General features: G+C 57.9%; 15 protein-coding genes. 7 read left to right on the plus strand and 8 right to left on the minus strand.

Going from position 1 to position 26,964, the window contains the following annotated elements; translation table 11 throughout:
* Nucleotides 1-37: 37 nt before the first annotated feature.
* The 5 genes from cybH to N2603_RS40675 all read right to left on the minus strand — a co-directional run bounded on the left by cybH (nucleotide 38) and on the right by N2603_RS40675 (nucleotide 6,466).
* Entirely contained in the window at nucleotides 38-733 is a 696-nt protein-coding gene (gene cybH, locus N2603_RS40655) for a Ni/Fe-hydrogenase, b-type cytochrome subunit (RefSeq protein WP_425248958.1), read from the minus strand.
* Nucleotides 723-2,513: a nickel-dependent hydrogenase large subunit gene (locus N2603_RS40660; RefSeq protein ID WP_260386609.1), complete on the minus strand. Its 1,791-nt coding sequence runs from the start codon at nucleotides 2,511-2,513 to the stop codon at nucleotides 723-725. Before N2603_RS40660 ends, cybH begins: the two co-directional genes overlap by 11 nt.
* Nucleotides 2,514-2,526: 13 nt before the next feature.
* Nucleotides 2,527-3,627: a hydrogenase small subunit gene (locus tag N2603_RS40665; protein ID WP_260386610.1), complete on the minus strand. Its 1,101-nt coding sequence runs from the start codon at nucleotides 3,625-3,627 to the stop codon at nucleotides 2,527-2,529.
* Between the two features lie 830 nt (nucleotides 3,628-4,457).
* Complete coding sequence (locus N2603_RS40670) at nucleotides 4,458-5,711, minus strand: serine hydrolase domain-containing protein (protein ID WP_260386611.1); 1,254 nt, start codon at nucleotides 5,709-5,711, stop codon at nucleotides 4,458-4,460.
* A 65-nt stretch (nucleotides 5,712-5,776) separates the two neighbouring features.
* Complete coding sequence (locus N2603_RS40675; RefSeq protein WP_197958108.1) at nucleotides 5,777-6,466, minus strand: molybdate ABC transporter permease subunit; 690 nt, start codon at nucleotides 6,464-6,466, stop codon at nucleotides 5,777-5,779.
* 1,154 nt (nucleotides 6,467-7,620) lie between these two features.
* On the opposite strand from N2603_RS40675, the gene dctA reads away from it, so the two are divergent.
* The 4 genes from dctA to N2603_RS40695 all read left to right on the plus strand — a co-directional run bounded on the left by dctA (nucleotide 7,621) and on the right by N2603_RS40695 (nucleotide 13,720).
* Nucleotides 7,621-8,931 (plus strand): C4-dicarboxylate transporter DctA, encoded by a 1,311-nt coding sequence (gene dctA / locus N2603_RS40680; RefSeq protein ID WP_260386612.1) that lies wholly within the window; start codon nucleotides 7,621-7,623, stop codon nucleotides 8,929-8,931.
* A gap of 961 nt (nucleotides 8,932-9,892) precedes the next feature.
* Nucleotides 9,893-12,568 (plus strand): PAS domain S-box protein, encoded by a 2,676-nt coding sequence (locus N2603_RS40685; protein ID WP_260386613.1) that lies wholly within the window; start codon nucleotides 9,893-9,895, stop codon nucleotides 12,566-12,568.
* The gene (locus N2603_RS40690; RefSeq protein WP_260386614.1) at nucleotides 12,565-13,248 is read left to right on the plus strand and encodes a response regulator transcription factor; all 684 of its coding nucleotides are present in this window, start codon (nucleotides 12,565-12,567) and stop codon (nucleotides 13,246-13,248) included. Before N2603_RS40685 ends, N2603_RS40690 begins: the two co-directional genes overlap by 4 nt.
* 46 nt (nucleotides 13,249-13,294) lie before the next feature.
* Nucleotides 13,295-13,720 carry a response regulator transcription factor gene (locus N2603_RS40695; RefSeq protein WP_156951643.1) on the plus strand — a complete coding sequence of 142 codons (426 nt, stop codon included), beginning with the start codon at nucleotides 13,295-13,297 and terminating at the stop codon, nucleotides 13,718-13,720.
* Nucleotides 13,721-14,618: 898 nt separating this feature from the next.
* Here N2603_RS40695 and N2603_RS40700 read toward each other — a convergent pair.
* The 3 genes from N2603_RS40700 to glmS all read right to left on the minus strand — a co-directional run bounded on the left by N2603_RS40700 (nucleotide 14,619) and on the right by glmS (nucleotide 20,775).
* Nucleotides 14,619-15,446 (minus strand): Effector protein NopP, encoded by an 828-nt coding sequence (locus tag N2603_RS40700; protein ID WP_260386615.1) that lies wholly within the window; start codon nucleotides 15,444-15,446, stop codon nucleotides 14,619-14,621.
* 425 nt (nucleotides 15,447-15,871) lie between these two features.
* The gene (locus tag N2603_RS40705) at nucleotides 15,872-17,836 is read right to left on the minus strand and encodes a glycoside hydrolase family 127 protein (RefSeq protein ID WP_260386616.1); all 1,965 of its coding nucleotides are present in this window, start codon (nucleotides 17,834-17,836) and stop codon (nucleotides 15,872-15,874) included.
* A 1,112-nt stretch (nucleotides 17,837-18,948) separates the two neighbouring features.
* Complete coding sequence (glmS, locus tag N2603_RS40710; RefSeq protein ID WP_260424392.1) at nucleotides 18,949-20,775, minus strand: glutamine--fructose-6-phosphate transaminase (isomerizing); 1,827 nt, start codon at nucleotides 20,773-20,775, stop codon at nucleotides 18,949-18,951.
* A gap of 986 nt (nucleotides 20,776-21,761) precedes the next feature.
* Between glmS and gmd the strand changes: the two genes are divergently transcribed.
* The 3 genes from gmd (at nucleotide 21,762) to N2603_RS40725 (ending at nucleotide 26,962) form a co-directional block, all read left to right on the plus strand.
* Nucleotides 21,762-22,847: a GDP-mannose 4,6-dehydratase gene (gmd, locus tag N2603_RS40715; RefSeq protein WP_260386617.1), complete on the plus strand. Its 1,086-nt coding sequence runs from the start codon at nucleotides 21,762-21,764 to the stop codon at nucleotides 22,845-22,847.
* Nucleotides 22,828-23,835, plus strand: a complete 1,008-nt coding sequence (locus N2603_RS40720; RefSeq protein WP_311740858.1) for a GDP-L-fucose synthase family protein — start codon at nucleotides 22,828-22,830, stop codon at nucleotides 23,833-23,835. The genes gmd and N2603_RS40720 overlap by 20 nt, the downstream gene beginning before the upstream one ends.
* A gap of 397 nt (nucleotides 23,836-24,232) precedes the next feature.
* Nucleotides 24,233-26,962 (plus strand): DUF5695 domain-containing protein, encoded by a 2,730-nt coding sequence (locus tag N2603_RS40725; protein ID WP_260386618.1) that lies wholly within the window; start codon nucleotides 24,233-24,235, stop codon nucleotides 26,960-26,962.
* Nucleotides 26,963-26,964 lie beyond the last annotated feature (2 nt).

Raw genomic sequence — 26,964 nt, forward strand, 5'->3', positions numbered from 1 at the left:
CCTCCCAGTCAATCGCGAAACCCGCGCTCACCCGAAATTATAGATCAGATGCTCCTGGGCGACATGTGTCTTCCCGGATCACCGCGTAGATGTGGACCAGCGCAAAGGTCACGATCACCCACAGGCCGAGATGATGCCAGGTATGGACGTCCTGACTGTTCGGCCAAATTGAAAATACCCAGCTGAACAGCTTGTACTGCCAGCTGTCAGTACCTGCACCTTGCCCATAAAGTGCAAACCCTGTGACGACCATGAACGTGATCGTCTGCGTAAACATGAAGAACATTGCGAGCTGAGCGAGACGGTTGCGCCCGACGCGCCTCTCGGGCTCAACTGTAAGGAACGCATACGAGCGAATCTCCTGGTACACCTCGCGCCAAAAGCAGCTGCGCCAGAGCGGCACCCAAAAGATCTGCATGGTATGCGCATTTCCCTTTAAAGCCCAGTAGATCCGCAGAAGAAAGCCGATACTGAGCACATATCCCGCCGATAAATGAGCAAAGCGGATATAGCCGAACAGGAAATTGCCGGTTGCCTCCCCCGACATCGCCGGTGTCCCGGTTCCAATGAGATAGCCGGTTAAACTCAGTATCAGAATGGCCGCGGCATTGACCCAATGCCACAGTCGCACCGGCGCGCAGGCGATGCCACCGTCGATGCAGCGTTCAGTCGGTGCCGGATCGACGGCGGCAAGGAGCTTCCGAGCCCTGTCCGGCTTGCCCCTAACGAACATTGACTGAAGCCATTTCCTGGCCCTCAGGACTCATCACGTGGGTCGAGCAAGCCAAGCACGGATCAAAGGAATGGATCGTACGCAAGATCTCCAGGGGCCGCTGCGGATCGGCCATCGGGGTACCGATCAGGGAGGCTTCAAAAGCGCCAATATTGCCCTTGGGATCGCGAGGAGATCCGTTCCACGTCGTCGGCACAACACATTGATAATTGTCGATCTTGGCGTCCTTGATCTTGATCCAGTGCCCAAGCGCACCGCGCGGCGCCTCAGTGAACCCATAGCCCTTGGCCTCCTTGCGCCAGGTTTCCGGCTTCCACCTGCTGACATCGGCAGTTGCCGTATTGCCCGCCTTGATGTGGACTACCAGCTTATCCTGAAAATAACGCATCTGATGCGCCGCCCACTGGCATTCGAGCGCCCGCGCCGCAGTACGGCCAAGCGTTGAGAACAGCGCAGTCAAGGGAAGATTGAGCCCCTTGAGCAGTCTCTCGGCGGGCTCCTTGAACTCGGTTTTGTTTTGCGCATACCCGATGATGTATCGCGCTAACGGCCCGACCTCCACGGCGTGGCCGCGCCAGCGCGGCGCTTTGATCCAGGAATACTTGCCGCCCTCGTCGAGTTCCTTGATATCTGTCTTGCTGCCTTTGAGTTTTGGCCCAAGTTCAAAACTAGGCTCGGTGATACCGTCCCAGGGATGCAGTCCACAGCAATCGCTGGGGTATTTATACCATGAATGCGCGACGAATTCCTGGATCTGCTCGGGATCACCATGGTCGATCGGCAGTATCTCCTTGAGATTGCCACCAAGAATGACCCCGCGCGGCAGCTTGAGGCTTTTGGCGGAACAGTCATTTGCGTTTTCGGGGATGTCGCCATAGGACATCACGCTTTTGCTCGAAAGTCCGCCACCATGGAGCCAGTCCTTATAGAACGAGCAGATCGCGGCAATGTCGGGCAGGTAGACCTGTTCGACAAACTCGATCGAACGGTCGACGATCGAGGACACGATGTTCAATCGCTCCATATTGATCGCACCCACCGCACCAGTTCCGTCGATGTTGATCGCGCAGGGCACGCCGCCGACCAGCCAATTCGGATGCGGGTTCTTGCCACCATAGATAGCTTGGATCTTGACGATCTCCTTCTGGAAGTCGAGCGCTTCCAGATAATGCGCTACAGCCATCAGGTTCGCTTCCGGTGGCAGCTTGTAGGCCGGATGCCCCCAATAGCCGTTCTTGAACGGACCGAGTTGCCCTGATCCGAAGAATTTGTTGAGCCGGATCTGCAAATCCTTAAAATAGCCAGGGGACGACAGCGGCCAAGGCGAGATAGACTGCGCGAGCGCGGAAGTCGACTTGGGATCAGCCTTGAGCGCGGAGACCACGTCGACCCAATCCAGCGCGTGCAGGTGATAGAAATGTACGAGGTGATCATGCACGAGCAGGCACAACTGCATGATGTTGCGGATCGAATTGGCATTCTCCGGAATCGCGATTCCTAGTGCATTTTCAACCGCGCGCACAGAGGTGAGCGCATGGGTGCCGGTGCATACACCGCAAATCCGCTCGGTGAACGCCCAGGCGTCGCGCGGATCGCGCCCGCGCAGGATAACTTCGATGCCACGCCACATCGTCCCGCTGGAGACCGCATTGCGGATCACATTGTCTGAATCGAGATTTGCTTCGACACGCAGGTGGCCTTCGATCCGCGTCAGCGGATCGATGACGATTCGCCTGCCGGAACGATCGAGATTGAACCCATTCGGTGTCTGGACGGCCACCGTCGCCCTCTCCTCAACTCGGTTTGCTTTTGTGGGCTGCGCGATCCCGGTTGTGGGTCAACCGCTTCGCGGCGGTGACCGCCGCGTGGGCAGCGACGGTTAGCCCAACTGCGCCGGCAGCGGCCATGCCGATCTGGTCGGCGTTCGCCTCGATGCCGAACTCCTTGATGGTTGTGAGGCGGTCGTAAAATGACCCCTTATCCCAGAAGCCGTCTTCGGAGCAGCCGAAGCAGCCGTGGCCGGATTGAATCGGAAATGAAATGCCGCCGTTCCACCGAATGGCAGAACAGGCATTGTAGGTGGTGGGCCCCTTGCAGCCCATCTTGTACAGGCAATAGCCCTTGCGTGCGTACTTATCGTCCCACTTTTCGACGAATTGGCCAGCGTCGAAATGGGAACGCCGATAGCACTTGTCGTGAATCCGCTCGGAATAGAACATACTTGGACGCCCATGGCGATCGAGCTCCGGAAGCTTTCCGAACGTGGTCATAAATGTCACGAGGCCACTCATGATCTCTGCGATAGGAGGGCACCCTGGCACCTTGATGATCGGCTTGTTAGTGATCACCTTATGGATCGGCACCGCGCCCGTCGGATTGGGCTTGGCCGCTTGCACGCATCCCCAGGACGCGCACGTGCCCCAAGCGATGACCGCCACGGACTCTTCCGCCATGGACCTGAGCTTTTCAACGAACGGCTTGCCGCCGTCAATGCAGAACATGCCACCCTCGTTCAGCGGCGGATTGCCTTCGACGGCGAGCACATACCTGCCTTTGTACTTGGCACGAGTTTCCTCCAGGATGGCTTCGGCCTGGTGTCCTGCCGCCGCCATGATTGTATCGTCATAGTCGAGCGATATCATCGACAGCAGCGCGTCCTTGATCAAGGGATGGGCCGAGCGGATAAAGCTTTCCGAGCAGCAGGTGCACTCGAGCCCGTGCAGCCAGATGACGGGCACACGCGGTTTGGTCTCCAGGGCATTGGCAATACTGACTGCGGCGAGCGGACTAAGTCCCAAGCTCGCGGCAGTCAAACTGCAGAATTTGTGGAAACTACGACGCGTGATACCCTGACGTCTGATCACGCTGTAAAACGTTTCTGTTGCACCACCCATTAAGCCTTCCATGTGAGGGTCGTCGGCCGTAACGAATTACTGACGTTTAGCAAGAAACAAGCCAGCGAACCGAAACACGCGACAGATGGCACGCCACCGCTTCTGGCTTTGCGGACAGTCGAAACCAGCCAGCGAGCCACAACCCGCGCCATTGATCTGTCATGCTATTCGTGTCGGGTTTTGGACGTCGATGTGAGCACTTCAACAGAGCAGCACGATGGTTCACCACTGCACGGTGACCATGTCATGCTCGCTCTTGCACGACCGCGACACTGACGCGGCATGCCGACTGTTGAATAGAATGGGTGCAGTTGACGGGGACCGCACTGGCCCCCAGTCTCAATCAGACTTGCCGATTGCTGACCAATGGGGCGTTAAAGCCAACTCGTAGTCGCAACTGCGCAAGCAGCCCGCACCCAGAGCGGCTGTCGAGCGACGAAGAGAAGCCGCAATGTGAGCCCCGATGCGCACGCAGCGTTCGCTTTTTAGGTCTGATCGATCCGATCTGCGTTCGATTCAAAGGGGCGCGCCGCACCGCATCGCTGCAGTATCTTGGGCGAGAGCCTGGACGTTCAGAGCTATCACAGGAACGTTCATCGCGCGAGCCGATCGATAGCAATGCGCGATCGTCTTGGCGCATGGCGACACCAACCCGCTTGCAAGAGCGTCTTCGCGATAGCGGAGGTGAGCTCGTTATTGAAGCACTAGCGCGATTCCGCCGACCCGGATAGCAGGTGACGGCGCCGGCTTTCAGTCGACATCGATGGATAGCAGCAACACTGTCTACCACAAAACAAAACGGTTGATCGCGCCTTTCGACGGGAAGCGGATTATCGGATTATTGCAGCATAGACGATATACTGGACCTGTTCGCGGTAATACTTCCGGATTTCTCCGGGCGCTGCCGTTCCGACCACCACGACGAGATGCTCCTTTGGGTCGCAGAAAAATTGTGTCCCGTAGGCGCCGGTCCAGGTGAACTCACCTGGATTGCCCGGAACCGCCGAGAGACCCTCGTTTATGCGTACGGCCACTCCGAGCCCGAAGCCGAAGCCGGCACGGTGCGGCTCCACATTGGCGACCTTATTCTTGATCTCTGGCCCGAGGTGGTCGGAGATCATGTGGCGCACCGTCTTCGGACCGAGAATGCGCTGCCCATCGAGCTCCCCGCCGTTGAGCAGCATTTGTCCAAAGCGCACGTAGTCACCGACTGTCGCAAATGCGCAGGCTCCCCCGCAGTCAAATTTCGTCGGAATTTCGAGGAGCTCGATTTCTTGTGGCTTTCCTGTCAGCGGGTCGTCTGGAAATGGATGCTCGCGTTGCGATTCCGACAAATGGAAAGTGGCATCCTGCATTCCGGTCGGCTTCCAAAGGTTGCTGGCCAGATAGTCGCCCAATCGTCGTTCGCTGACCTGTTCCACGACAGCTCCCAGCACATCGGTCGAGAAGCCGTATTCGAATTCCGTCCCCGGTTGGTGCGCTAGCGGCAGCTTGGTAATGGCTTCGATGAACGCCTGCTTATCGCCCCTTAGTGGCGGAGCGGCGAAATCGGGATAGAGACGCGCCACTTGGTCTGAGCTGTCGGGGGGCGCGCCATAGGTCAGCCCAGATGTGTGGCGATATAGATCGTGGATGTAGATCGGAGAACTCTGCGTTTGAAATTCTAATGAGCCGTCTGGCAGCGGCACTCCCACCTTCATGTTTGCGAATTCCGGGTAGTAATCCGTAAGCCTCGCCTGTAGAGGCAGGTGACCTTGCTCCATGAGGATAAGCCCGGCAACGGCCACCATCGGTTTGGTCATAGACGCAAGCGCGAACATCGCATCGAGCGGCATCGATTTTCCTTTCGCAGGATCGAGTTGCCCGTACGCCTTGTAGTGGATCAGCTTGCCGTCTCTGGCGATTGCAACCACCGCGCCCGGCACGCGTTTACTCGCGATCTCGCGAGCGAAGAACTCGTCTAGCTTGGCGAGGCGCTGCTGAGAAACGCCAACATCATCGGCCGTCGCTTCAGGCAGAGGCGCGGAGTGCACTGAATTGAAGCCGATTCCAGCAGCCGCCGCGGCCGTAACAAGCTTTTTCATTGTAGCCTCGCAAGGATGGATAGATTCGCTCATCGGTCGTGATCGGATATGTCCGACCGGCAAGCCTAAGACGGTTCAATGCCTCTCTTGGCACAGTATTTGTCGATGAGGGCTAAGGTGAAGATCGCCGCAAACGCGAACATCACCATACCGCCGGCAATCACACTCGCCTCGCGCCAGCGCGACGCTTGGACGTAGTCTACGACGTAGGCTGACAACACCTTGGTGCGCCCAGGAATGTTGCCGCCGATCATCATCACGACGCCGAATGTGCCGATCGTATGAGAGAAGCCAACCACGGCGGCTTTAACAAACTCCAGTCGCGCCAGCGGCCCGCTGATGGTAATGAAGGTATACAACGACGAAACGCGTCCCGTAGCTTTCAATGGGCGATCGCCTATCGCAACAAAGGCGTTACGGATCGGTTGCACCACCAACGGCAGCGCCGAGAGGACCGATCCGATCACGATTCCCGCGAAGGTAAAAGCGAGCGTGCGCTCGCCCCACAAAGAGGCGAGAACGCCACCCGGTCCGTTTGGGCCGAGCAACACGAGTACGCAAAAACCGAGAGCCGTCGGCGGTAGCACTAGCGGTAGGGCGATCATCGTCGCCACCGCCTCGCTCAAAAGAGTCCTTGAGCGCGCCAGCCACCAAGCGAGGGGCACACCAATCAGGAGGAGGATCACGGTCGTCACGCTGGCGAGCTCAATCGTGAGCGCAACCGATTGCGAAATCTCTGCCGAAAAGACATCCATGTGGGTCAGCCCAACAGTCCGAGCAGGTCGCCGTGTCGGCACAGTGATCGCCTGCACGTCCGGCTCATCCAGCGATGTGGCGCAGATCGCCCTTTAGTCGCGCGGCACTTCGTGGCGGCCGCCACATTCACGCGCGTCGCTTCTGCGAGCAACAGCAGCATCGCAATACTCATCGGCAACTCCTGCGACTGGGCCACTTCCATCTATCTGACGGCGGAAGCTCCTCGTTCGTCATCAGCAATTCCTGTGCCGCGTGCGAACTGTCGCGCGCTCTATGCTCAACGTCCGAAATTCGCATAGACGCCCACATCAATGTGGCGTGAACCTAACGCCCTATCAGATTTCAGGCATTTTTGTTCCCGAGCAGACAGCGACACGCCCCGCAACGAAGGGGTAGCTTTTTTGACGCCCTCATGATGCCTGTTTGATTCGTCGATGGCTCAACCGCCGCACTCGCCACGCTGGCAATGCAACGGATCTCAGCAAGACTGCCGTTTGGCAGTAACGGGAACGATCTAGCTGAGAAATCATCGTAACGCTGCTTCTGCGACGCGACAAAAGGCACGAGGAGCCGAGAGCGAAGGCCGTCTGCTTAATGCGCATCGCTAGCACAGGCCTGGAGACAATGCCCCGTCGCGAACGAGCTTTGCCGTTGGCGACAATGCAGTGCATCGATCAAAGATTCTTCCGCGCAATCGAGTTCCTAAGCCAGGCTTCCATCGCGTAAATGCCTACAATCCAAACTATGAATTTTACCGATGTCACGTACTGTTGCATCCATCTCAGCAGTCGGCGCATATCGATCACGCTAGGGCTTCGCGGCCCAGACGTGACTCCGCTAATGCGCCCAGCCGATCAAGTTAGGAGTCACGCTGGACCTTTTTTGTTCGACCTTGCGAACGCGGTCCGAGCACTCAAACCGATGCCGCCGGAGACAGACGGTTTGTCCGCCACTGCTTAGTCTGCGCATTTTGGCATCTGGTGCAGATCTTGCTTAAGAGAAAGGATAAACGCAACTCGCCTGCCTTTGGAACGACGCGCCGACTCTCGGAACCGTCTTCAATCGCACACGGCTGAAAATGAGTCTCGTATGACGCTGTCGCCTCTCAAAGACGCGGCGGCTCACACTCGAGCATATTCGGGAAGGAAGCGTCATGACCACCATGTCAACTGCGGCGCCAGCGCGCGCGCCGCAAACTTGGTATAAGATTCTCTACGTGCAGGTGCTGATTGCGATCATGATTGGCGCCATGGTCGGCTGCCTATGGCCGTCCGTCGCGACCAACGACTGGGTCAAGGCGCTCGGTGACGGATTTATCAAGCTCATCAAGATGGTGATCGCGCCGATTATTTTCTGCACCGTCACATCCGGTATTGCGCATATTCAGGATGCGAAGAAAGTCGGACGCGTCGGCGTCAAGGCGCTGGTCTATTTCGAGATCGTCTCCAGCTTTGCCTTGCTGTTGGGCCTTGTTATGGGCAATCTGGTCCAAATCGGCCATGGCCTTGCGGTCAAGCCGGATGCTGCGGCGGTCGCCAATTACGTGAAGCAGGCGGAAGCCTCGAAGACCGTCGATTTCTTTCTCAACATCATTCCCGACACCATGGTCGGCGCCTTCGCTCGTGGCGATGTTCTGCAGGTTCTCTTGTTCGCGATTCTATTCGGCTTTTCGTTGATGGCGCTGGGAAAGCGTGGGGAGCGGCTGCGCGGCATGATCGACGACGTCGCGCACGCGGTGTTCGGCGTAATCGCTATCATCATGAAAGCGGCTCCGATCGGCGCCTTCGGCGCCATGGCCTTCACCGTCGGCAAGTTCGGGCCGGCAGCACTCGGCAATTTGATCGCTCTGATCGCGCTGTTTTACGCGACTGCGGCGCTATTTGTCGTGGTGGTGCTCGGTTTGATCGCGCGCCTCGTCGGCTTTTCAATCTTCAAGTTCATTGTCTATATCAAGGACGAGATACTGATCGTGCTCGGCACTTCGTCCTCTGAAAGCGCGCTGCCGCAATTAATGGAGAAGCTCGAACGGCTGGGCTGCTCCAAGCCCGTGGTCGGCCTAGTTGTGCCAACTGGCTACTCCTTCAACCTCGACGGCACCAATATCTATATGACACTTGCGACATTGTTCATTGCCCAGGCACTCGGGGTCGAGCTCACCTTTGGCCAGCAGCTCACGATCCTGCTCGTTGCAATGCTAACGTCGAAGGGAGCAAGCGGCGTCACCGGCGCGGGCTTCATCACGCTCGCTGCGACGTTGTCGGTGGTCAACCCAGCGCTGGTGCCGGGCATGGCAATCGTGTTTTCAATCGATAAGTTCATGAGCGAGGTGCGCGCCCTTACTAACATCACCGGCAATGGCATCGCCGCCGTGTTCATATCCTGGTGGGAGGACGAGCTCGAGCACGCGACGCTGCAGGCTCGGCTCAACCAGCGCAACGTTTCCACCACTATCGACGCACGATGATTCCAGTGCGCAGGCCCTTGCTCCGCGTCGCGTCCCGGCAGCCACCCTGAAAAGCTGCCACCCGAGCAAAAGAGTAGGAGATTTTTAACAGTCATTTTCAAGGGCGTCTTTAGCTGTCAAGCTCCCGGCCATCTGAACGTTTCTGCAACATTTTGCCGTCCCAGATAATGGGACTGCGACAGAACGGTGCACCTGACGACCTAGGTGTTGGTCCGCCTACAATTGCCAATGTGCGCGGTCATTGCACTGACCTCGCCCAACCAACGACGTGGTAGCGATCTTGCTGAGCAACTCGTCATCCCTTGTTACGGTCCGCGCTGCCGCATTAAATCGTGATGGGTGTGATCAGCATGGATTAGATGGTACCTCGACGGAGCCATGGCGGCTCGCACACGGCTAGTGTCGGTTCGGCGTCGTTGGCGCGCGCTCACCGGCTAACCGGAGACAAGTCCTCTCACCTAGGCGTAATGGCCCTAAGGCATACAAGGCAGTCGGGTAACTTCACCTTCGTATCTCGGCACATGACGATTGCGCTTTCTTCCGCATACCGATCGTAACGGCGAGATGAATCGTCCGGCAGCTTGTCCCTGATCTTTCCGGTTTGGCGAGGCGCGCCTGATTGTTTCGGTTCAACGTCTTGACCAAACTGCAGCCGCTGTCCTCGTCCGGCCGGCGCAAGGGGGTTGTCCTCGGCTGCAACCTCAAGCGCCTGCCCGGAGGTTATCGGCAGCGGAGGAAAGCAGACATCTCAGCTTCCATTCCAGGCGTGTCAGCGCGCCATATTGAAAGGTTTAGGACAGCTATACGTATGTCTGTGATGCGTTTTTTCTTCGCGCGTGCTTAGTTCAGCAAGCAATCGATCTCGGAACCGCTCACAGCGGGTGCTGGTGCCGAGTATTGCCCCATTTTTGCCTAAAATGTTATAGCTCTCCCGCCGGAGAACAGGCCGGACGGTATCAAAATGCGTAGCCAGATCAGCAGTTTAAAACGCTCAGCCACTCAGTTCACCTTCGGCTCCATAACGCTGGCGGTTGTAACACTGTCTTGCTTGTACCTTTACGCGCATTTCGCCGCGACGGCGTTCGCCTATTTGTTAGTGGTATTGCTGTTTTCGTTGATGGGCAGCTTCATCGCGTCGTCCGCGCTTTGCATCGTAGCCATCGCTGCTCTCGCTTACTACTTTGCGCCGCCGGCGTTCAGCCTGCGAATCGATGACCCCCAAGATTTGCCGGTGGTTGTTGCATTCTTTATTGCCTCGATTGTCGGAGCGCACCTGATCGGAAAGCTGCGCCAGGAAAGAGAGGCTGCGCGTGTGGTTGCGGCCAAGCTTCAGCGGAGTGCGGCCGATTTGGAGGATCGCGAAAGACGGTGGCGCGCCATCTTCGAGCACAATCCGGCCATGTATTTCATGGTCGATGAAGCCGGCACTGTCCTCAACGTCAATACGCTCGGCGCGACACAACTCGGCTATGCTCGCGCTGAACTGATCGGTCGATCGGTGCTGGACGTATTTCTCGAGGCGGATCGCGCGTTCGTTCGCGAATGCGTTCGGACGTGCCTTGAGGATATCGGACAAACGCGCACGTGGGACGTCCAGAAAGTCAGGAAGGACGGCTCGGTGTTGTGGGTACGTGAAAACGCCAAAGCCATGCTCTGGGCGAATGAGCAGCCCATTATCCTTATCGCCTGCGAAGATATCACGCAGCGAAGGCGGACCGAACTTGCCCTGCAGCGGAGCGAAGCACATTTAGCCCAGGCGCAGGAGTTGAGTCACACGGGAAGCTTCAGCTGGAACCCCACTACGGGCGAGGCCTTCTGGTCAAAGGAAACATTTCGGATTTTCCAATTAGATCCTCAGACAGTGCCACCGGGACCGCAGCTCGTCGTTGAGCGCACTCATCCAGATGATAGGGCTTCGGTTAGAGAAATTATCGATCGCGCGATGCGAGACCCGAGCGATTTCGAGCACGAATACCGGCTTCTGCTACCGGACGGCTCGGTAAAGCACATTCATGCGCAGGCACGAGCGACGAGGACAGCCTCTGGTGACATCGAGTTTGTTGGAGCAGCTACGGATGTTACAGCGGCGAGGCGAGCAGAACAGCAGCTGCGCCGGAGCGAGGCCTATCTGGCCGAAGCCCAGCATCTCAGTCACACGGGCAGTTGGTCCTGGGACGTCTACCGTCGAGATTTCGTATATCGCTCCGCCGAGGTCGATCGTCTGTTTGGCTTTAGCCCACAAGAGCCGGTATCGATAGAGACCATTCGATCGCGCATCCATCCCGAGGACTTGCCGCGGCTACAGGAGGTGCAGCGCCAGGCGATTGAACACGAGGCGGAGCGGTTCGAGTATGATTTTCGTATCCTTCTACCAGATGGCGGGATAAGACGCATACACTCCGTTGCGCACGTGGTGGTCGGCAGCGATGGTAACGTCAGCGAGCTGATCGGAACACATATGGATGTCACCGAGCAACACGCAGCTAGGGAACGCCTGGAAAACACACTTGCTGCGCTGCGCGAAAGCGAGCAGCGCTTTCGCGACTACGCCGAGACAGCTTCCGACTGGCTCTGGGAGACTGGGCCGGATCATCAGGTCACTCACTTGTCCGAGCACACCAGCGCTGCGGGAATCTTGGCGACAGGATTGATGGGCCTTCTTCGCTGGGACATTGCCTGCGACGTCGAAGAGGAACCCGAGAAGTGGCGGCAGCATCGGGCGACGTTGGAAGCCCATCTTCCGTTTCGAGATCTCGTCTACCGTACCGTGAATCGGACAGGATCTCCGATCTACGTCCGCACGAGTGGCAAGCCTTTTTTCGATGGAAAGGGCAATTTTCTCGGCTACCGTGGCGTCAGCACTGACATCACCGCCACCATTCGCGCCGATCAAGCCGAACAAGAACTACGAAAGGCACAGGCGGAGCTTGCGCATGTGACGCGTGTAACGACGTTAGGAGAGCTGACGACTTCCATCGCCCACGAAATAAACCAGCCACTCGCCGCTATTATCAGCAACGCCGATGCCTGCCTCGGTTGGATGGATCGCGAAGCTCCTAATCTTTCCGCCGCGCGCTCTTCGGTGGAGTGGATCATCGAAGACGCAATCCGGGCAAGCGAGGTGATCCGTCGTGTTCGCGCACTCGCGAAGAAAGGCGAGATTGAGATGGTGCCGCTCGATATCAATGAGGTCGTTAAGGACGTCATTGCGCTGGTAACACGAGAGCTGGTGAGCCACCGAGTGACGTTACGAACCGAGTTGGCCGCAGGGCTGCCTACGATCCTCGGCGACCGGATTCAGCTACAACAGGTGATCATCAATCTGGTGATGAACGGAATCGAAGCCATGGACGCGGTTACAGACCGGACGCGCGAACTGCTGATTCAATCGTCAAAAGACGATCTGGGGCACGTCCAGATTGCCGTGACCGATTGCGGCGTCGGCGTCGCCGAGAACGACGCGGACCGCCTCTTGGATCCCTTCTTCACCACCAAATCGAGTGGTCTTGGAATGGGTCTTTCGATCTGCCGGTCGATCGTGGAAGCTCATGGCGGACGGCTGTCAATGGTCCACAAAGATGGACCGGGCGCGACCTTCCAGTTCGCCCTGCCGCTGCATAAGGAGGCCGTCTCGTGACAGGACGATTTGACACGCCAGGTGAAGGCAGCAACGCCAAGGCCTCGACAAAGGCGATCGTCTTCGTCGTCGAGGATGACATCTCCATGCGTCGCTCGCTTACGAACCTTTTTCAATCGGTAGGGTTAGACGTCATTGCATTCGGATCGGCCCGCGAAATGCTGCAGAGCACAATCCCGGACGTTATTAGCTGTCTAGTTCTTGATGTCCGGCTGCCAGGCTTGAGCGGCCTTGACTACCAGACCGAGCTAGCGAGGTTGAACATACATATTCCAATCATTTTCATTACGGGCCATGGCGACATTCCCATGACCGTCAGGGCCATGAAGGAAGGAGCGGTCGATTTTCTCAGCAAACCGTTTCGCGATCAGGAACTGCTTGATGCCGTGGTTGCGGCGACCGAACGCGATCGCAAAAGACGGGAGGCTCAGCAGACGGTCGCGAACCTGCAGTCTCTATTTGAGACCTTAAGCCCGCGCGAGCAGGCGGTGATGAAACTGGTCGCTGCCGGCCTGATGAACAAGCAGGTAGCCGCCGAGCTTGGGCTCGCCGAGATTACGGTCAAGATCTACCGAGGACACGTAATGAAAAAAATGCGTGCACGGTCGCTGGCCGACTTGATCAGGATGACTGAGACGCTGGGAATTCGCGCTAATCGTCCTGAACAAACCCAAGTATGATTTTACAATTTCATCAGTCGAGCCCACTTTTCGCCGAAGGTGGCTAATGCTTGCAGCCGCTATTCCCGCGTCAGGAGGGCTCGTCTTGTCCACGCCTTTGATTTCCGTCGTTGACGACGACGCCTCAGTCCGTGCGGCGACAGAGAATCTTTTGAGATCGCGTGGCTACATCGCCCAAATATTTGCGTCGGCCGAGGAACTCCTGAGGTCCCCGCAATTGGACGAGACATCCTGTGTCATTACCGATGTGCAGATGTCGGCTATGAGCGGCTTGGAGCTGTTGGCAGAGATGCGGACACGTGGTTACGACGCGCCATTCATTTTCATCACTGCTTTCCCCAACGACCGCGTGCGCGCGTCAGCGCTGGGCGCCGGCGCGATTGGCTTCCTCGCCAAACCCTTTGCAGGACAAGCGTTAATCGAATGCCTCGACACCGCACTGAACGCGTATGACGGCCGGCGCGACATCTGATGCAATCAACCTGCGGCTTGGGTTGATGTCCGATCTAAACGCTCCACGCGTCGATCTCGCCGCCGATCAACCTCTTCGAGTCAAAGATGCTACTTGCTCTAAGACCAAGTGAGCGAGAGGCCAATTGTCGCCTTGTCGATACTTTAGCGACCATCGTCGGGCGGCAACATTGGTGCAGAACAACCTTATGGCTGCGAGTGCTGGAAGGGCACGCCAGCTCGACTCATTCTGCGGATCGACGTTCAACGTAATGCTCATCTAAAGCAATCGACGACCCTAAGCCCTTCTTAACTCGCCTGGATCGTTTCTATATATTCCATTGCAGAGCGGAGCTGGCCGAGAGCGATCGACAAAGCAAGAGATTGGCTGTTCGCAGCCGACTGCAGTGACGATGATAACGGAGCTTCACCCAGGACAACCGTCTCGCGTCTTCTGTTGAGGCTTTTCTGGTGAAAGCGCCCTGAACGATGATCGTGCTCTCGGCGTCGTTATGTCCGTTGACGCACGCCAGCCGTCTTGCCCATCGGGCGCCGCTTCGCTGTGCATTTCCTTACCCACCACTCACGGCAGGCGCCCACGCCCTTACTACTTCGTAGGCGTCATCTGTAGACGACTTCTGGCTCCAAGCCGTCCAACGGCTCGGCACAACACGCCCGGCCCCTTGGCGGCCGGGCGCACTTTGGCGGCACCCCATGCAGGTCCTCGCCGCAGCGAGCATTGTCACGATTGCCTTGCGCAGTGAGCCCCTACTTCCAAGACTCAAACAGATCAGCAACCGCTAAGCAAAGGAGCACTCTGGGGACAGTATTCTGAGCCAACTCAGAGGAGCTCTCCAACACAGAGGAGCCCGGAGCACGCTAGATTGGTCTACTGCATCGGGCCAACGGTGATCCCATTGTCACATAAAATCATCCTCATAGTCGTATGTTGAGGGGCTCGCTGAGATCTCGGTATCACTACCCTCACTGTCGTCAGCTTTGGAAAGATACAGCGCAGCAGTACCTTTGCGCTGCCATTCGCCATCGCTATTCCTTACCCACTTGTCTGACTTCTCTGGGTCGAGAACCATGTTGTCGGCGTCAACCTCGACGAATCCCATCTTTGCCGCACGGGCTCTTGCTTCCGAATTAGCCGGACGCAAATTGAGCAGCGGCTGTTTTCCGTCTAGTCGAAGCTGGTGCTCGAGCAGGATATCGCCAGCGTTCTCGACAAGCGGATGAACGACTTGAAGATCCACAGTAGAGGTAGTCCCTTGGCGTCCAGGAAATAGCTTCTTCCACCTTTTGACGTCGAACTCGGTCATGCTGTCGCCGCCTTCCGTTCTTAGAAGTCCGACACTCTTGTTGCCCAATTGGTAGCTGAAGTATCGCGCATTCTCGGAATCTCGGGTTCGCCCGTAGTCTTTGGCAACTTCTGCAGTTCGCCTTGCCTTGCCGGACACGAAGTCGGAATACTCTTGGGGGTTGTCGGCGATTTTCATGATTTCGTCACCATGATAGGCCTCCGCGGCTTTTCGGAATAACTGACGATTTTTGAACTCTATTATGGGAGGGGTTGAGACGAGCGAATACGGTCTTGTTGCCGAAGATGAACTGCTACTGGAACCAGATTCGGCTAAGCGCATACTCGCGAACGCATCCGCAAAGATGTCTGCGTCCATTTGCTCATCAATTTCGGCAAAGTCAGAGGATTGGAAGTAGGACGAGCCATTGATCCGATTATACATGGCGATTGGTGCTCCCGTCGGACATACATTTCCGCATCTAGTTTAGGCCTGTTAGGCCCAGCAGCGCTGATAGGAAGCCTGGCTTACCAAAACCTGACGTGGCCGCCCTCACGTTAGGGCTTCCAACGACACGGCGGCACGCTCGTGCCATCGGCATTCATCAGGTTTGATGAGAGGCCGCGAACACCTCCGAGGAAGCTCCTTTATTGGGAATTGGGCCGATTGCTGATTGACCTGCTGACCCAATCGGATCGTACTCTTTCGGGCCGCGCCGCTTCATATTCGATTTTTTTCAACGTTCCAGTGGAGCTCGCGCACCGCCTTCCATAGATTGGCCGATTTCCAGACTTTGACCAACGATATCGCCTGTGCCAGAAAAGGCCGTCTAACGTCGACTCGTGGAAGCGCGACCCGCGCGTCCGGCGTCAGCGCTCGTTTATCCAAATCCGCATTTCGCCTTCGCCGCGGTTACCCCAGCTGAACCACGGAATGAATGTCAGCCGCTGCGGTTCTAGCTGTCCAGGCACTTTGTCGTAGTTATAAAGCGCCGTTTCTTCAGAATGCGTGTGTTGCAACCGCGCCCCGTCGGCCTGCAGCAAAATCTTGCCGTTAAAGAGACCAGATCCTTCCATAAGGGAAAACCGGCTGTCTGAGTGAAGCCAAAGGTTGTGTAACTCGGTCCCGTTGTCGGCCTCCTCCAGACAATAAATTAAGGGGCCACGCTGGATGGCCACCTTGCCGGCCAAATTGCGAAGTTGTGGATGGCCGTATACGCGACGCACTTGCATCGGCAGCGATAATTTGACGCGATCTCCCTGCTGCCACGTTCGGCTGATGTGCAAATAGCCCTTGCGCGGCTCGCAATTCACAGGCTCGCCGTTCAGGCTCGCCTGCGGCACGCTGCACCATTCTGGCAGGCGCAGGGCGAGCGTGTGGGCAATTGGCGGCGCAGATTCGACGGCAATTTCCACCTCTTCTCTCCAGGGATAGCTGCCGCTTATGAGCAACCGCAGCGCATGTCCGTCGACGGATATTGCTACTCTATTACCAACGTAGAGATTTACATAGAGCGCATCGGTGCTGGGCGTGTAGATGTAATGACCAATCGATGTGAAAAGCCGTGCGATGTTCGGTGGACAGCAGGCGCAGCCAAACCAAGGTCGTCGCACCGGCGAGACATGATTGTAGATGCCATTAGACTTCAGCGTTTTTGGATGCACTTCGAGCGGGTTAACATAAAAATAGTGACGCCCGTCGAACGCGATACTGCCGAGAACGGTATTGTAGAGCGCTCGCTCCATCACGTCGGCATAGCGACTGTCCAGTTCCAACTCCAGCATACGGCGCGCAAACATCATCAAGCCAATCGACGCGCAACTTTCCGCGTACGCCGTATCATTCGGCAAATCGTAATCGCTGCTGAACGCTTCGCCGGCACCTTGCGAGCCGATGGCTCCGGTAATATAGAGCTGGCGTTGGACCGTGTTTTGCCATAGCCGTAGGCAAGTTTGGCGCTGCTGCTCGTTCTGGCGCAGACGCGCGAGATGAGCTACTGCCGTCATTAGGTATGCAAAACGAACTGCATGACCTGTTGCAGTCCGCTGCTCCGAGAGCGGCAAGTGCGCTTGGCTATACGCTTTGTTTTTTATCATCCAAGGCGTGCCGACGGATTTGGCGGCGCGGGATTGCTGGCGCTTCTCGTACTCAATGTCGTAGAAGTGCGGCTCCGTGCCGCGTTGCTCCACGAAATAATTGGCTAGTGTGAGATATCGCCGCTCCTTTGTCGCTTCGTAGAGGCGTGCCAACGCAAGTTCGATTTCCGGATGGCCATCGTAGCCGTGCAACTGATCGCGCTCTGGGCCGAAAACTGTGCCGAGGTGGTCAGCAAGCCTGCAAACGACCTCCAGCAATCGCCGTTTGCCAGTTGCCTGAAAGAACGCGACACCTGCTTCAATCAAGTGGCCCGCGCAATATAGTTCGTGGCACTCCGCTAGGTTGGTCCAGCGCTCCTGAGGCGCGTTCAGTATGAAATAGGTGTTGAGATAGCCGTCGCCACATTGGGCGTCCGCCATCAATTCAATCAGCTCATCGGCGGCTTTCTCCAGGTCTGGATTTGGTGTCTGGCATAGCGACCATGCAGCCGCCTCAAGCCATTTTGCGACGTCACTATCCTGAAAAACCATGCCATGGAACTCGCCCCTCGCACGTCCGGCCGCAACACGGAAGTTCTCTACCGCGTGGCTCGGTATCGCCTCAGGATTCCGATCGTTTAGCACCTCCCATTGGTAGGGAATTGCCACTTCCCTGACCAGTTGCTGGCATTGCCCAATCAGCGGATCCAAGACTTCTAGATTGTGAAGATCGACTTCGGCCGCGTTCCGATCACTCATCTCGTTCCTCCTTGGCGTGTGGCGAACGGAGCCTAGTAAGCCACCTCACCACGATTGCGTCGTTAAGGTCGTGGCTCTGAGATCTGCGGCTGCACACTTGTAGTCTCGGTGCGAGGGTTCAAACGATAGAAATGGTGAGGCTACCCAGGCGCCGCACTCCCGGACGGTGCGTTGACAGCAGTCGTTCGACGAGGGGGACGACAGCAATTCCCATGCCGATTATGAGGACCGGTTCTTCTGGCAACCCGATCTGCAGCTCCGCGTTAGCAACCCGATGCGATCGCTGGCCCATCAACCGGATTTGGCAGTCGTACTAATCCCACGTCGTCGCAAGGCTAATCGATCCTGCTATACGAGCGGGTGACTGTCGCTGGATCAGATGGTGGTCAATAGTACTCGCCTGCCACATATAGGCCAGGGGCGCCGCGCCCTTCCGGTGCGGCGGCCCCTGCACGTGGTTTTGGGCCCTCGACCTTGCGCGGGAATGTCAGGTATCTAACAATCCATTTGATGACACGTATCAGGCCGGAGGGCCGCGGTGGCGCGTGTGGCCCAACCAGATTGCGTGAACCGCTGCCACGCGCGATCGAAGAGACACACTGGACTGCTAATCCTAAGCAATCGTCCCGGGGCGAGATGCATGCTCGACGTGCCCGACATCGCGCGAATGCTGGCAATCGGGAAAAGTAAGTTGTCGCACGTATGCGCCGCCAGTGAATAAGCTGGGCCGGAGCGGCCCGAAGCCGTTGTGCGCCGACTTGGTCGTCGACATCGGCGAGGTGGGAGGATGAGTTAGAGAGTATCTTTTGTAAACCGAGCTTCAGGCTGACTTGGCCCTGCAAAGCAGATCGCGGGCTGGGTAACCGAGAGCCGACTTCGATCTTCCAATTGTCCGTAATCCCACTTGTTATCGACCGTTCGTTCCGCTCGAACGGCAGGAAGGTAACGCTCGCTCCCATTACGTTAGTCGGTTGACGATGATGACGCAAGCAGGGCTGATTCTGCTCATCGAGCTGATCGGTCTATGATTGACCTATTGATACAGGGATCGTTCTCTTTCTGAGCTCGCCCAGGCCATTAGTGCCCTCAAGGTCCGATATAACACTGTAGCCTCATTCCACAGTCACCGATTTTGCTAGGTTACGCGGCTGATCCACGTCCGCGCCCCTTACGAGAGCGGTATGGTAAGCCAAGAGTTGAATCGGAATGGCATAGACCATCGGCGTAAAGCTTGCGACCATCTCAGGCAGCACAATGGTCATGAGTGTGTCCACCGCCGCTTCCAAAGCACCCTTCGAATCGGTGATCAGGATGATTTTGCCGCCTCGAGCCGCAACTTCTTGCATATTCGAGACGGTCTTCTCGAAGACATCATCATAAGGTGCGATCACCACCACAGGCACGGCCTCATCGATCAGTGCGATCGGTCCGTGCTTGAGCTCGCCGGCGGCATAACCTTCTGAGTGGATATAGGCAATTTCCTTCAGCTTGAGTGCGCCCTCCAACGCCAAGGGGGCCGATGTGCCACGACCGACATAGAGCACGTCCCTTGAATCGGCGATAGAACGCGCGAGCTTCTCGATCTGCGGCTCGATCAACAGCGCCGCAGCAATCAACCGCGGCACTTCGATAAGCTCACGCACGAGCCTCGTTTCATCGATCTCAGACACCTTACCGCGCTCTTTGCCTGCTGCGACGGCAAGCGCCGCTAATACCATCAGCTGGCAGATGAATGCCTTGGTGGAGGCGACGCCGATTTCCGGCCCCGCCAGCGTCGGCAGAACGGATTCGCTCTCGCGCGCAATCGTCGACGTTGCGACGTTGACCACAGATATCGTGTGCACGCCCTGGTTCTTGGCATATTGCAGTGCAGCTAGCGTGTCAGCGGTTTCGCCCGACTGCGAGATGACGATCGCGAGATCGCCCCGGCGCAAAGGCGCCTCCCTGTAGCGGAACTCGGACGCTACATCGATCTCGACAGGCAAGCGCGCCAGCCGCTCGAACCAGTATTTGGCGATGTGCCCGGCATAGCTTGCAGTGCCGCACGCGGTAATTGAGATACGCTGAATGGTTTTAAAGTCGAACGGCAATGTGACCGGCAGGACGACGCGCTTGGCGGCCATATCGAGATAATGCGCCAATGTCTTGCCGGCCACTATCGGCTGCTCGTGGATTTCCTTGGCCATGAAGTGGCGATAATTCGCTTTGTCCACGAGGAGTGACGATACGCCAGACTTTGATGTTTCCCGCTGGACGACAGATCCGTCCGCGCTATAAATCACGCACATCGTGCGCGTAAGCACGGCCCAGTCGCCGTCTTCAAGATAGGTGATGGTGTCGGTAAGAGGCGCGAGCGCGATCGCGTCCGATCCTAGATACACTTCGCCGTCACCATGTCCGATCGCAAGGGGGGACCCCTTACGCGCACCGATCAAAAGATCGTCGTGAGCTTTGAAAAGGAATGCCAGCGCGAACGCACCGCGCAGTCGTGGCAGCGACGCCTGTACCGCATCCCGCGGCGAGTAGCCCCTCTTGAGATAAGATTCGACGAGATGCGCCACCACCTCCGTGTCTGTCTCTGAGTTAAAATGGGCTCCATTCCGCTCCAGTTCGGCTCGCAGCTCGCGGAAATTCTCAATGATCCCGTTATGAACAACCGCGACATTTTCCGTCGCATGCGGGTGAGCATTGCTCTCGGTCGGCTTTCCGTGAGTCGCCCAGCGGGTATGACCGATGCCGGTATGACCCAACGGCGGATAATAGCGCAGCTGCTCTTCAAGGTTTCTCAACTTACCTTCAGCGCGGCGGCGCTCGATACGGAGACCTTCGAGGGTCGCGAGGCCTGCGGAGTCATAGCCACGATATTCCAATCGCTTGAGCGACGCGACCAACTGGCCAACGACCGGACCACGCCCCAAAATGCCAACAATTCCACACATATCGATCAATGCAGCCCAAGTTCAAGGAGTCCGAGGTCCCCCTACAGGAATCCGATCATGAAATTCGCTTGCCCGATGGTAAGAGGTGTCAAGCTCGGGCTTTTTCGCGGCGGCCTGTATCGCCGCCGCATTCGCAAGCGTGAGTTAGACCTCCTTCAGCCATCATCGCTTCGCCCGGCCACATTCCGCTTTTGATTGCCGATCGAGTACAAACTGCGCAGCAGCTCTAGCTTGAATTGTCCTGTCTTACTGGAGACATTTTTCCCGCGCGGGTTTAAGAGACTTATCATACTCGGACCTAGGCCAACTTACGCGCGGTCAAGGTAAAAGGATTAACGTCGAAGCTCCATTGTACGAACGTAAGCTCTGGATATCTAAACGTTCCACGATCTATACCAACGTTTGTTACTCTTTCTCATTTTGTCTTGTCGGTCGTCCACTTCCTGCCACGAATTGGATATTGGCAACAGCGCTGATCATGGTTGATGAGTCGACCGCTAAGACTGCGTGTTCTGTTCGGAAGTTAACAGCGCTTTGTAGACTGCGACCAGATGCGCAGGCTTGACTGGTGCTGGCTTGCATGCCGTCATTCCAAGAAATGCATTGACGACTGCGGCCTCAACTCGGCGCTCTTCGCAATGACGAGACCACCACGAGAATGCATACATGCGCCTGAGGATAGATAAGGAGCACAGACCGTTGCGGAGCACGCGTAACGTCGTTTGCCATCCATCTCGCCTGCTTGGGATCATCGCGTTGCGAGGGTTAGTGGCTCCATTTTTTGAAGCTGAATGTGTTGGCATCCTTCAGTCCAATTATAAATCAATGTATATGGTGTGCATTCCTGCATGATGTGTATGACTGGAGCTAACGATCGCTTTCCTTTAATTGCGGGTGGAGCGCGCGTGCGCATCTAGATTTTTCGAGAAACGGCTTCGCAATGGTGCTTCACAGCGGGGCTCTTTACGACGTAACTAAGGGAGACCATGGCGGCTCAGGATTCAAAGCGGCGCGTTGCGCTGATTACCGGCGTCACCGGGCAGGACGGCGCATATCTCACCGAGTATTTGCTCGGTCTCGGCTACACCGTGCATGGGATCAAGCGCCGGTCGTCCTCATTCAACACCGCGCGCGTCGATCATCTCTATCAAGATCTGCATGCCGGCGACGTGCGGTTCCTGATGCACTATGGCGACATGACGGATTCGACCAATCTGATACGGCTGGTACAGCAGATCCGGCCGACAGAGATCTATAACCTGGCCGCCCAGAGCCACGTTCAGGTCAGTTTCGAGAGCGCGGAATACACCGCCAATGCCGATGCGATCGGCGTGCTGCGCCTTTTGGAAGCGATCCGCATCCTCGGCATGGAAAATGAGACACGGTTCTACCAGGCCTCGACTTCGGAGCTTTACGGGCTCGTGCAAGAGGTGCCGCAGAGGGAAACCACGCCATTCTATCCGCGTTCGCCTTATGGCGTCGCCAAGCTCTATGGCTACTGGATCACGGTGAACTACCGTGAGGCGTATGGCATGTTCGCCAGCAACGGCATCCTGTTCAATCATGAGAGTCCGATTCGCGGCGAGACGTTCGTGACGCGCAAGATCACGCGCGCTGTCGCCGCCATCGAGGTCGGCCTCGAGAACAAGCTTTATCTCGGCAATCTCGACGCCAAGCGCGACTGGGGCCATGCTCGCGACTATATCGAGGGCATGCACAGGATCCTGCAGGTCGACGAGCCCGGTGACTTCGTGCTAGCGACCGGCGAGACGCGGTCGGTCCGGGAGTTCGTCGAGTTGGCGTTTGCCGAGGTCGGACGCAGCATCGAATGGCGCGGCAAGGGCATCGAGGAGGTCGGCGTCGACAAGACGTCTGGCAAGACCTTGGTGCAGATCGATCCGACCTATTTCCGTCCGACCGAGGTTGATCTCCTGATCGGCGACGCCAGCAAGGCGCGCGCGAAACTCGGCTGGGCGCCGAAGACGCCGTTCTCGCAATTGGTGAAGGAAATGGTCGCCAGCGATCTCGTCCAAGCGAGGCAGGACGCAGCCGATGGCAAGCACGGCGTTTGAGCTGAAGGGCAAGAGGGTTTTCGTCGCAGGCCATCGCGGCATGGTCGGCGCGGCGCTGATGCGTCGGCTGGCGCGCGAACAGGCCGATCTCTTGACGGTGTCGCGGAGCGAGGTCGACCTGCGCGACCAGGCCGCGGTGAATGCCTGGTTTGCCGCGAAGCGGCCGCAGGCCGTGTTCCTCGCCGCCGCTAAGGTTGGCGGCATCGTCGCCAACAACACACTGCGCGCCGAGTTTCTCTACGACAATCTGGCGATATCGAGCAACGTGATCCAGGCGGCCCATGCCACTAGATGCGAGAAGCTGATGTTCTTCGGCTCCTCCTGCATTTATCCGCGCCTGGCGCCGCAGCCGCTGCGAGAGGATTCGATGTTGGCGGGCCCGCTGGAGCCGACCAACGAACCCTATGCCATCGCCAAGATCGCCGGCCTCAAGATGGCCGAGGCCTATCGCAGCCAGTACGGCGCCGATTTCATAAGCGTGATGCCGACCAATCTCTACGGCCCCGGCGACAATTATCACCCCGAATACAGCCACGTCATTGCCGCGCTGATCCGCCGCTTCCACGAGGCCAAGATTTCGGGCGGCGGCAACGTGGTGGTGTGGGGCACCGGCACGCCGCGCCGGGAATTTCTCTACGTCGACGATCTCGCCGACGCCTGTATCCATCTGATGAAGACCTATTCCTCGCCGGAATTGGTGAATATCGGTACCGGCGAGGACATCAGCATCGCCGAGTTAGCACTCATGGTGGCGGCCGCCGTCGGTTTTCGCGGTGAGATCAGCTTCGACGCGTCGCGCCCGGACGGCACGCCGCGCAAGCTGCTCGACGTCGGGCGGCTGTCCGGGCTCGGCTGGCGCGCCACGACCTCGCTCGAGGACGGGATTCGGCTGGCGTACCGGGCGTATCGGGCCGACAGCGACGGACGGCACCCGAGTGATCTGCCTGTTCCCGATAACGGGCCGATCATACGTATCAATCGGCGGTGAACGACCATCCTAGCTGACCTCACGTAACGATCAATTTTGCCTCCCAGTTGAGCGCGGATGGCAAGACGATCGCCCAGGGGGATTCGATGATCGACCTCCTTGGTGGCTTCAGCGTGATTGGATTGAAGCTGGGATCATGGTCCTTATATGGGCGCCTCAGGCGCGCCGTGGCTTTGTCGTCGACCGCGTCTTTGCCATTGGCAACCAGACCCAGAGCAGCTTGGCCTCCTTGCGTGCAAGGTCTGGTGTCCGAGGGCACCATCAGGACCGATGGTGCCGAAGCGGTGCCGACCGAACGCTGGGTACTTGAGAACGTATGTCGCTTTGTCGCGTTGACGTTTACGGCGGGAAACGGCACGCCTTGATCATCCGTATGTAGCGATACCGGATACGGTAGTTGACGAAGACCAAAGGCATGTCTAAAGCCCGGACGTATACGCGTCGTACGATGCTGTTGGGCAGTAGCTTCTTGGGTAGCGCGTTGTTCGGGGGCGTTATGGTGCCTACACCCAATCGGCCGCAGCGCAACGTTGCCATGGTGTTGGAGGCGGCCGACTCTCCCTTCGTCGTTGGGTGCACACAAGACGGCATTACCTCGTTGCGTTATCGTAACGATGCGTATGACACGGATTATGTTCTGCCTGGAGCCGTGCTGGGGACGGCTCACGCTAGAGTTCGCCGTGCCGGTTCCGAGTGGCATACGCTTCGAACCAGCGTTGATGCAACGAAGCCGATGCAAAGCGCGGCCCTTGAACTAGCCGCCCGTGATGCCGGTGTCCTTCTCACGACCCGCCTCGCAGTCGACGAGGCTGGATTGACGTGGGAGATCACGCTGCGGAACGACGCCATGGCGAGCGTGGAGGTTGGCGACCTCTATTTGCCCATGCCGATGAACACCGAATTTCCGGCAGGGCAACCGGTATCGGTGGCTGTTTTGAAGCACAGCTTCGTCTCGGGGCATGGATCGCACATCTTCTGGATTCGCGGCAACAGCACCGGTCCCTTCCTCATGCTCTTACCGGACGCGGACACGTCACTGGAATATTGGGATGTCCACAAGGATTCGGCCGAAGCCAGTGGGACGTGGTGCGCCTACATCTTGGGTGGGGCGGCCGCCGGCGAGGCAGTGGCGGGCGGGACTCGCTGGCGACAGCCGACCCATTCCCTGTCCCTGTCGCCGGCCGAGCAACGGCATTACCGTCTCCGCTTCCAGTGGGTTGCCGATTACGAGGCGGCGCGCAGGGCCATCGCGAACGCCGGTCTGGTGGACGTGGAAGTAATGCCCGGCATGACGGTTCCCAACGACCTGCATGTCGACATCGCGCTCGCGTCCTCCATTCCGGTGGAGCGAATCGAAGCGGAATTTACCGACGACACGGTGGTGCAACGGTTGCCGGATCGGGCTGGCAGGCAACTGTGGCGGGTCCGGTTTTCGCGATTGGGCGAGAACCGGCTGATCCTGCACCAGCCTGGTGCGCGCCAGACCTTTCTTGAATTCTTCGCTACCGAGCCCGTCGAGACGATGATGAAGAAGCGCGCAACCTTCATCGTGAAGCGGCAGCATCGTGACCCTTCCAAATGGTACGACAGTTTGTTTGGCGAGTGGAATATGGAGACGCAGGTCCTGCTTGGCCCGGACAATTACGACCGGATCAAGGGCTGGCGCATCTACGAGGTGACGTGCGACGATCCCGGGCTGAGCAAGCCCGCTTACCTCGCGACCAAGAATGCCGAGCATCCTGATGTGGCGGAAGTAGCGGCGCTGGATCGGTATATAGATACATTCGTCTGGGGCGGGCTGCAACGTACCACACAGGAGGCATACGCCTACGGCCTCTACGGCATACCCGATTGGAAGCAGAACAGGGAAAGCCGCGATCCCGGCCCAAAGGGTCGCCTGCATATCTGGCGGCCTTATGACTATCCGCACATCTTCGCGATGTATTTGGCCATGCACCGCATCGCGCGTGACCATCCCGCGATACCCACCCGCCAGAGCGCACGAGATTATTTGGTACGCGCCTACGGTACGGCGCTGGCCATGTTCACGGTGCCGATGCGCGTGGTGATGTGGTCTGCCTACCGCATCGGCTGCACCAACGAATGTGTCATCCCCGAACTGGTTTCGGCGCTCACGACGGCGGGCTTGACGCACGAGGCGGCGACATTGGAGGCGCACTGGGCGCGTAAGGTGCGCGCCTTCGTCGATCCGAAGACGGACCTGTTCAAGTCTGAATATCCATTCGATTCCACAGGCTTCGAATCAACGCAGGCACTGGCGCGCTCGGCCCTTGACGATCCTGTCGCCATGGGGGTTTCGAAGGCGACAGCGCGTGCCTTCGCGGAGCGTCAGATCGCTGCAAATCTGTTCTGCCGTGGCTGGCTGGAACCTGCTTATTACTACTTGGGCAGCGATTATCGCCGCACTGCGGGCGACGCCTATACGCTGACTTACATGGCGCAGATGGGTGGCTGGGCGCTGCTTGATCATGCGCTGAACGATGCAGACGACCCGCATCCGCTCCTTCGTCTCGGCTATGCGTCACAACTCAGCGCGTGGGCTTTGCTGAACAGCGGTCCTGCGTCGGCCGGTCATGGCTATTGGTATCCGGGCGAGGAGAATGACGGCGCGGCCGGTGGCGGCTTCGAGCCGGCGCCGAGCGGGACCACATGGCTCGGTCAGCCGCATCACCGTGGATCGTGGTATTACTCGTGCGAGATCGACCTGGGATTTTGTGGGGCGGTCCGCGCTGCCGCGACGATCGTTGCCGACGATCCCATCTTTGGGCAGGTTTGTTACGGTGGCACCATCGAGACGTTCGCTCACACCCTGCATATCTGGCCACGTGATGGCGTGCGGCGACGGCTCAACGTGCGCCTCCAGTCTCTCCGATTGGACTTGGTCCTGCTCGACGCCCGATTCCGGGCGGATCGACCGATCATTCTAAATTTGGGGGAGGGGCGGATCAGCCTTACGCCTGAGCCCTTTGCCCCATCTGCATCGGGAGTGACGTTCGAATTGCGGTACGATGACGGGAGGAAGCGCAAGGAAGTCGTCGACATCACGGACAGCCAGATCGTCGTCCGCTTGCCTGCGGCGCGCTTACGGCGGGGTCAGGTTCGCTAGAT

Source organism: Bradyrhizobium huanghuaihaiense, from assembly GCF_025200885.1.
GTDB lineage: Bacteria > Pseudomonadota > Alphaproteobacteria > Rhizobiales > Xanthobacteraceae > Bradyrhizobium > Bradyrhizobium huanghuaihaiense.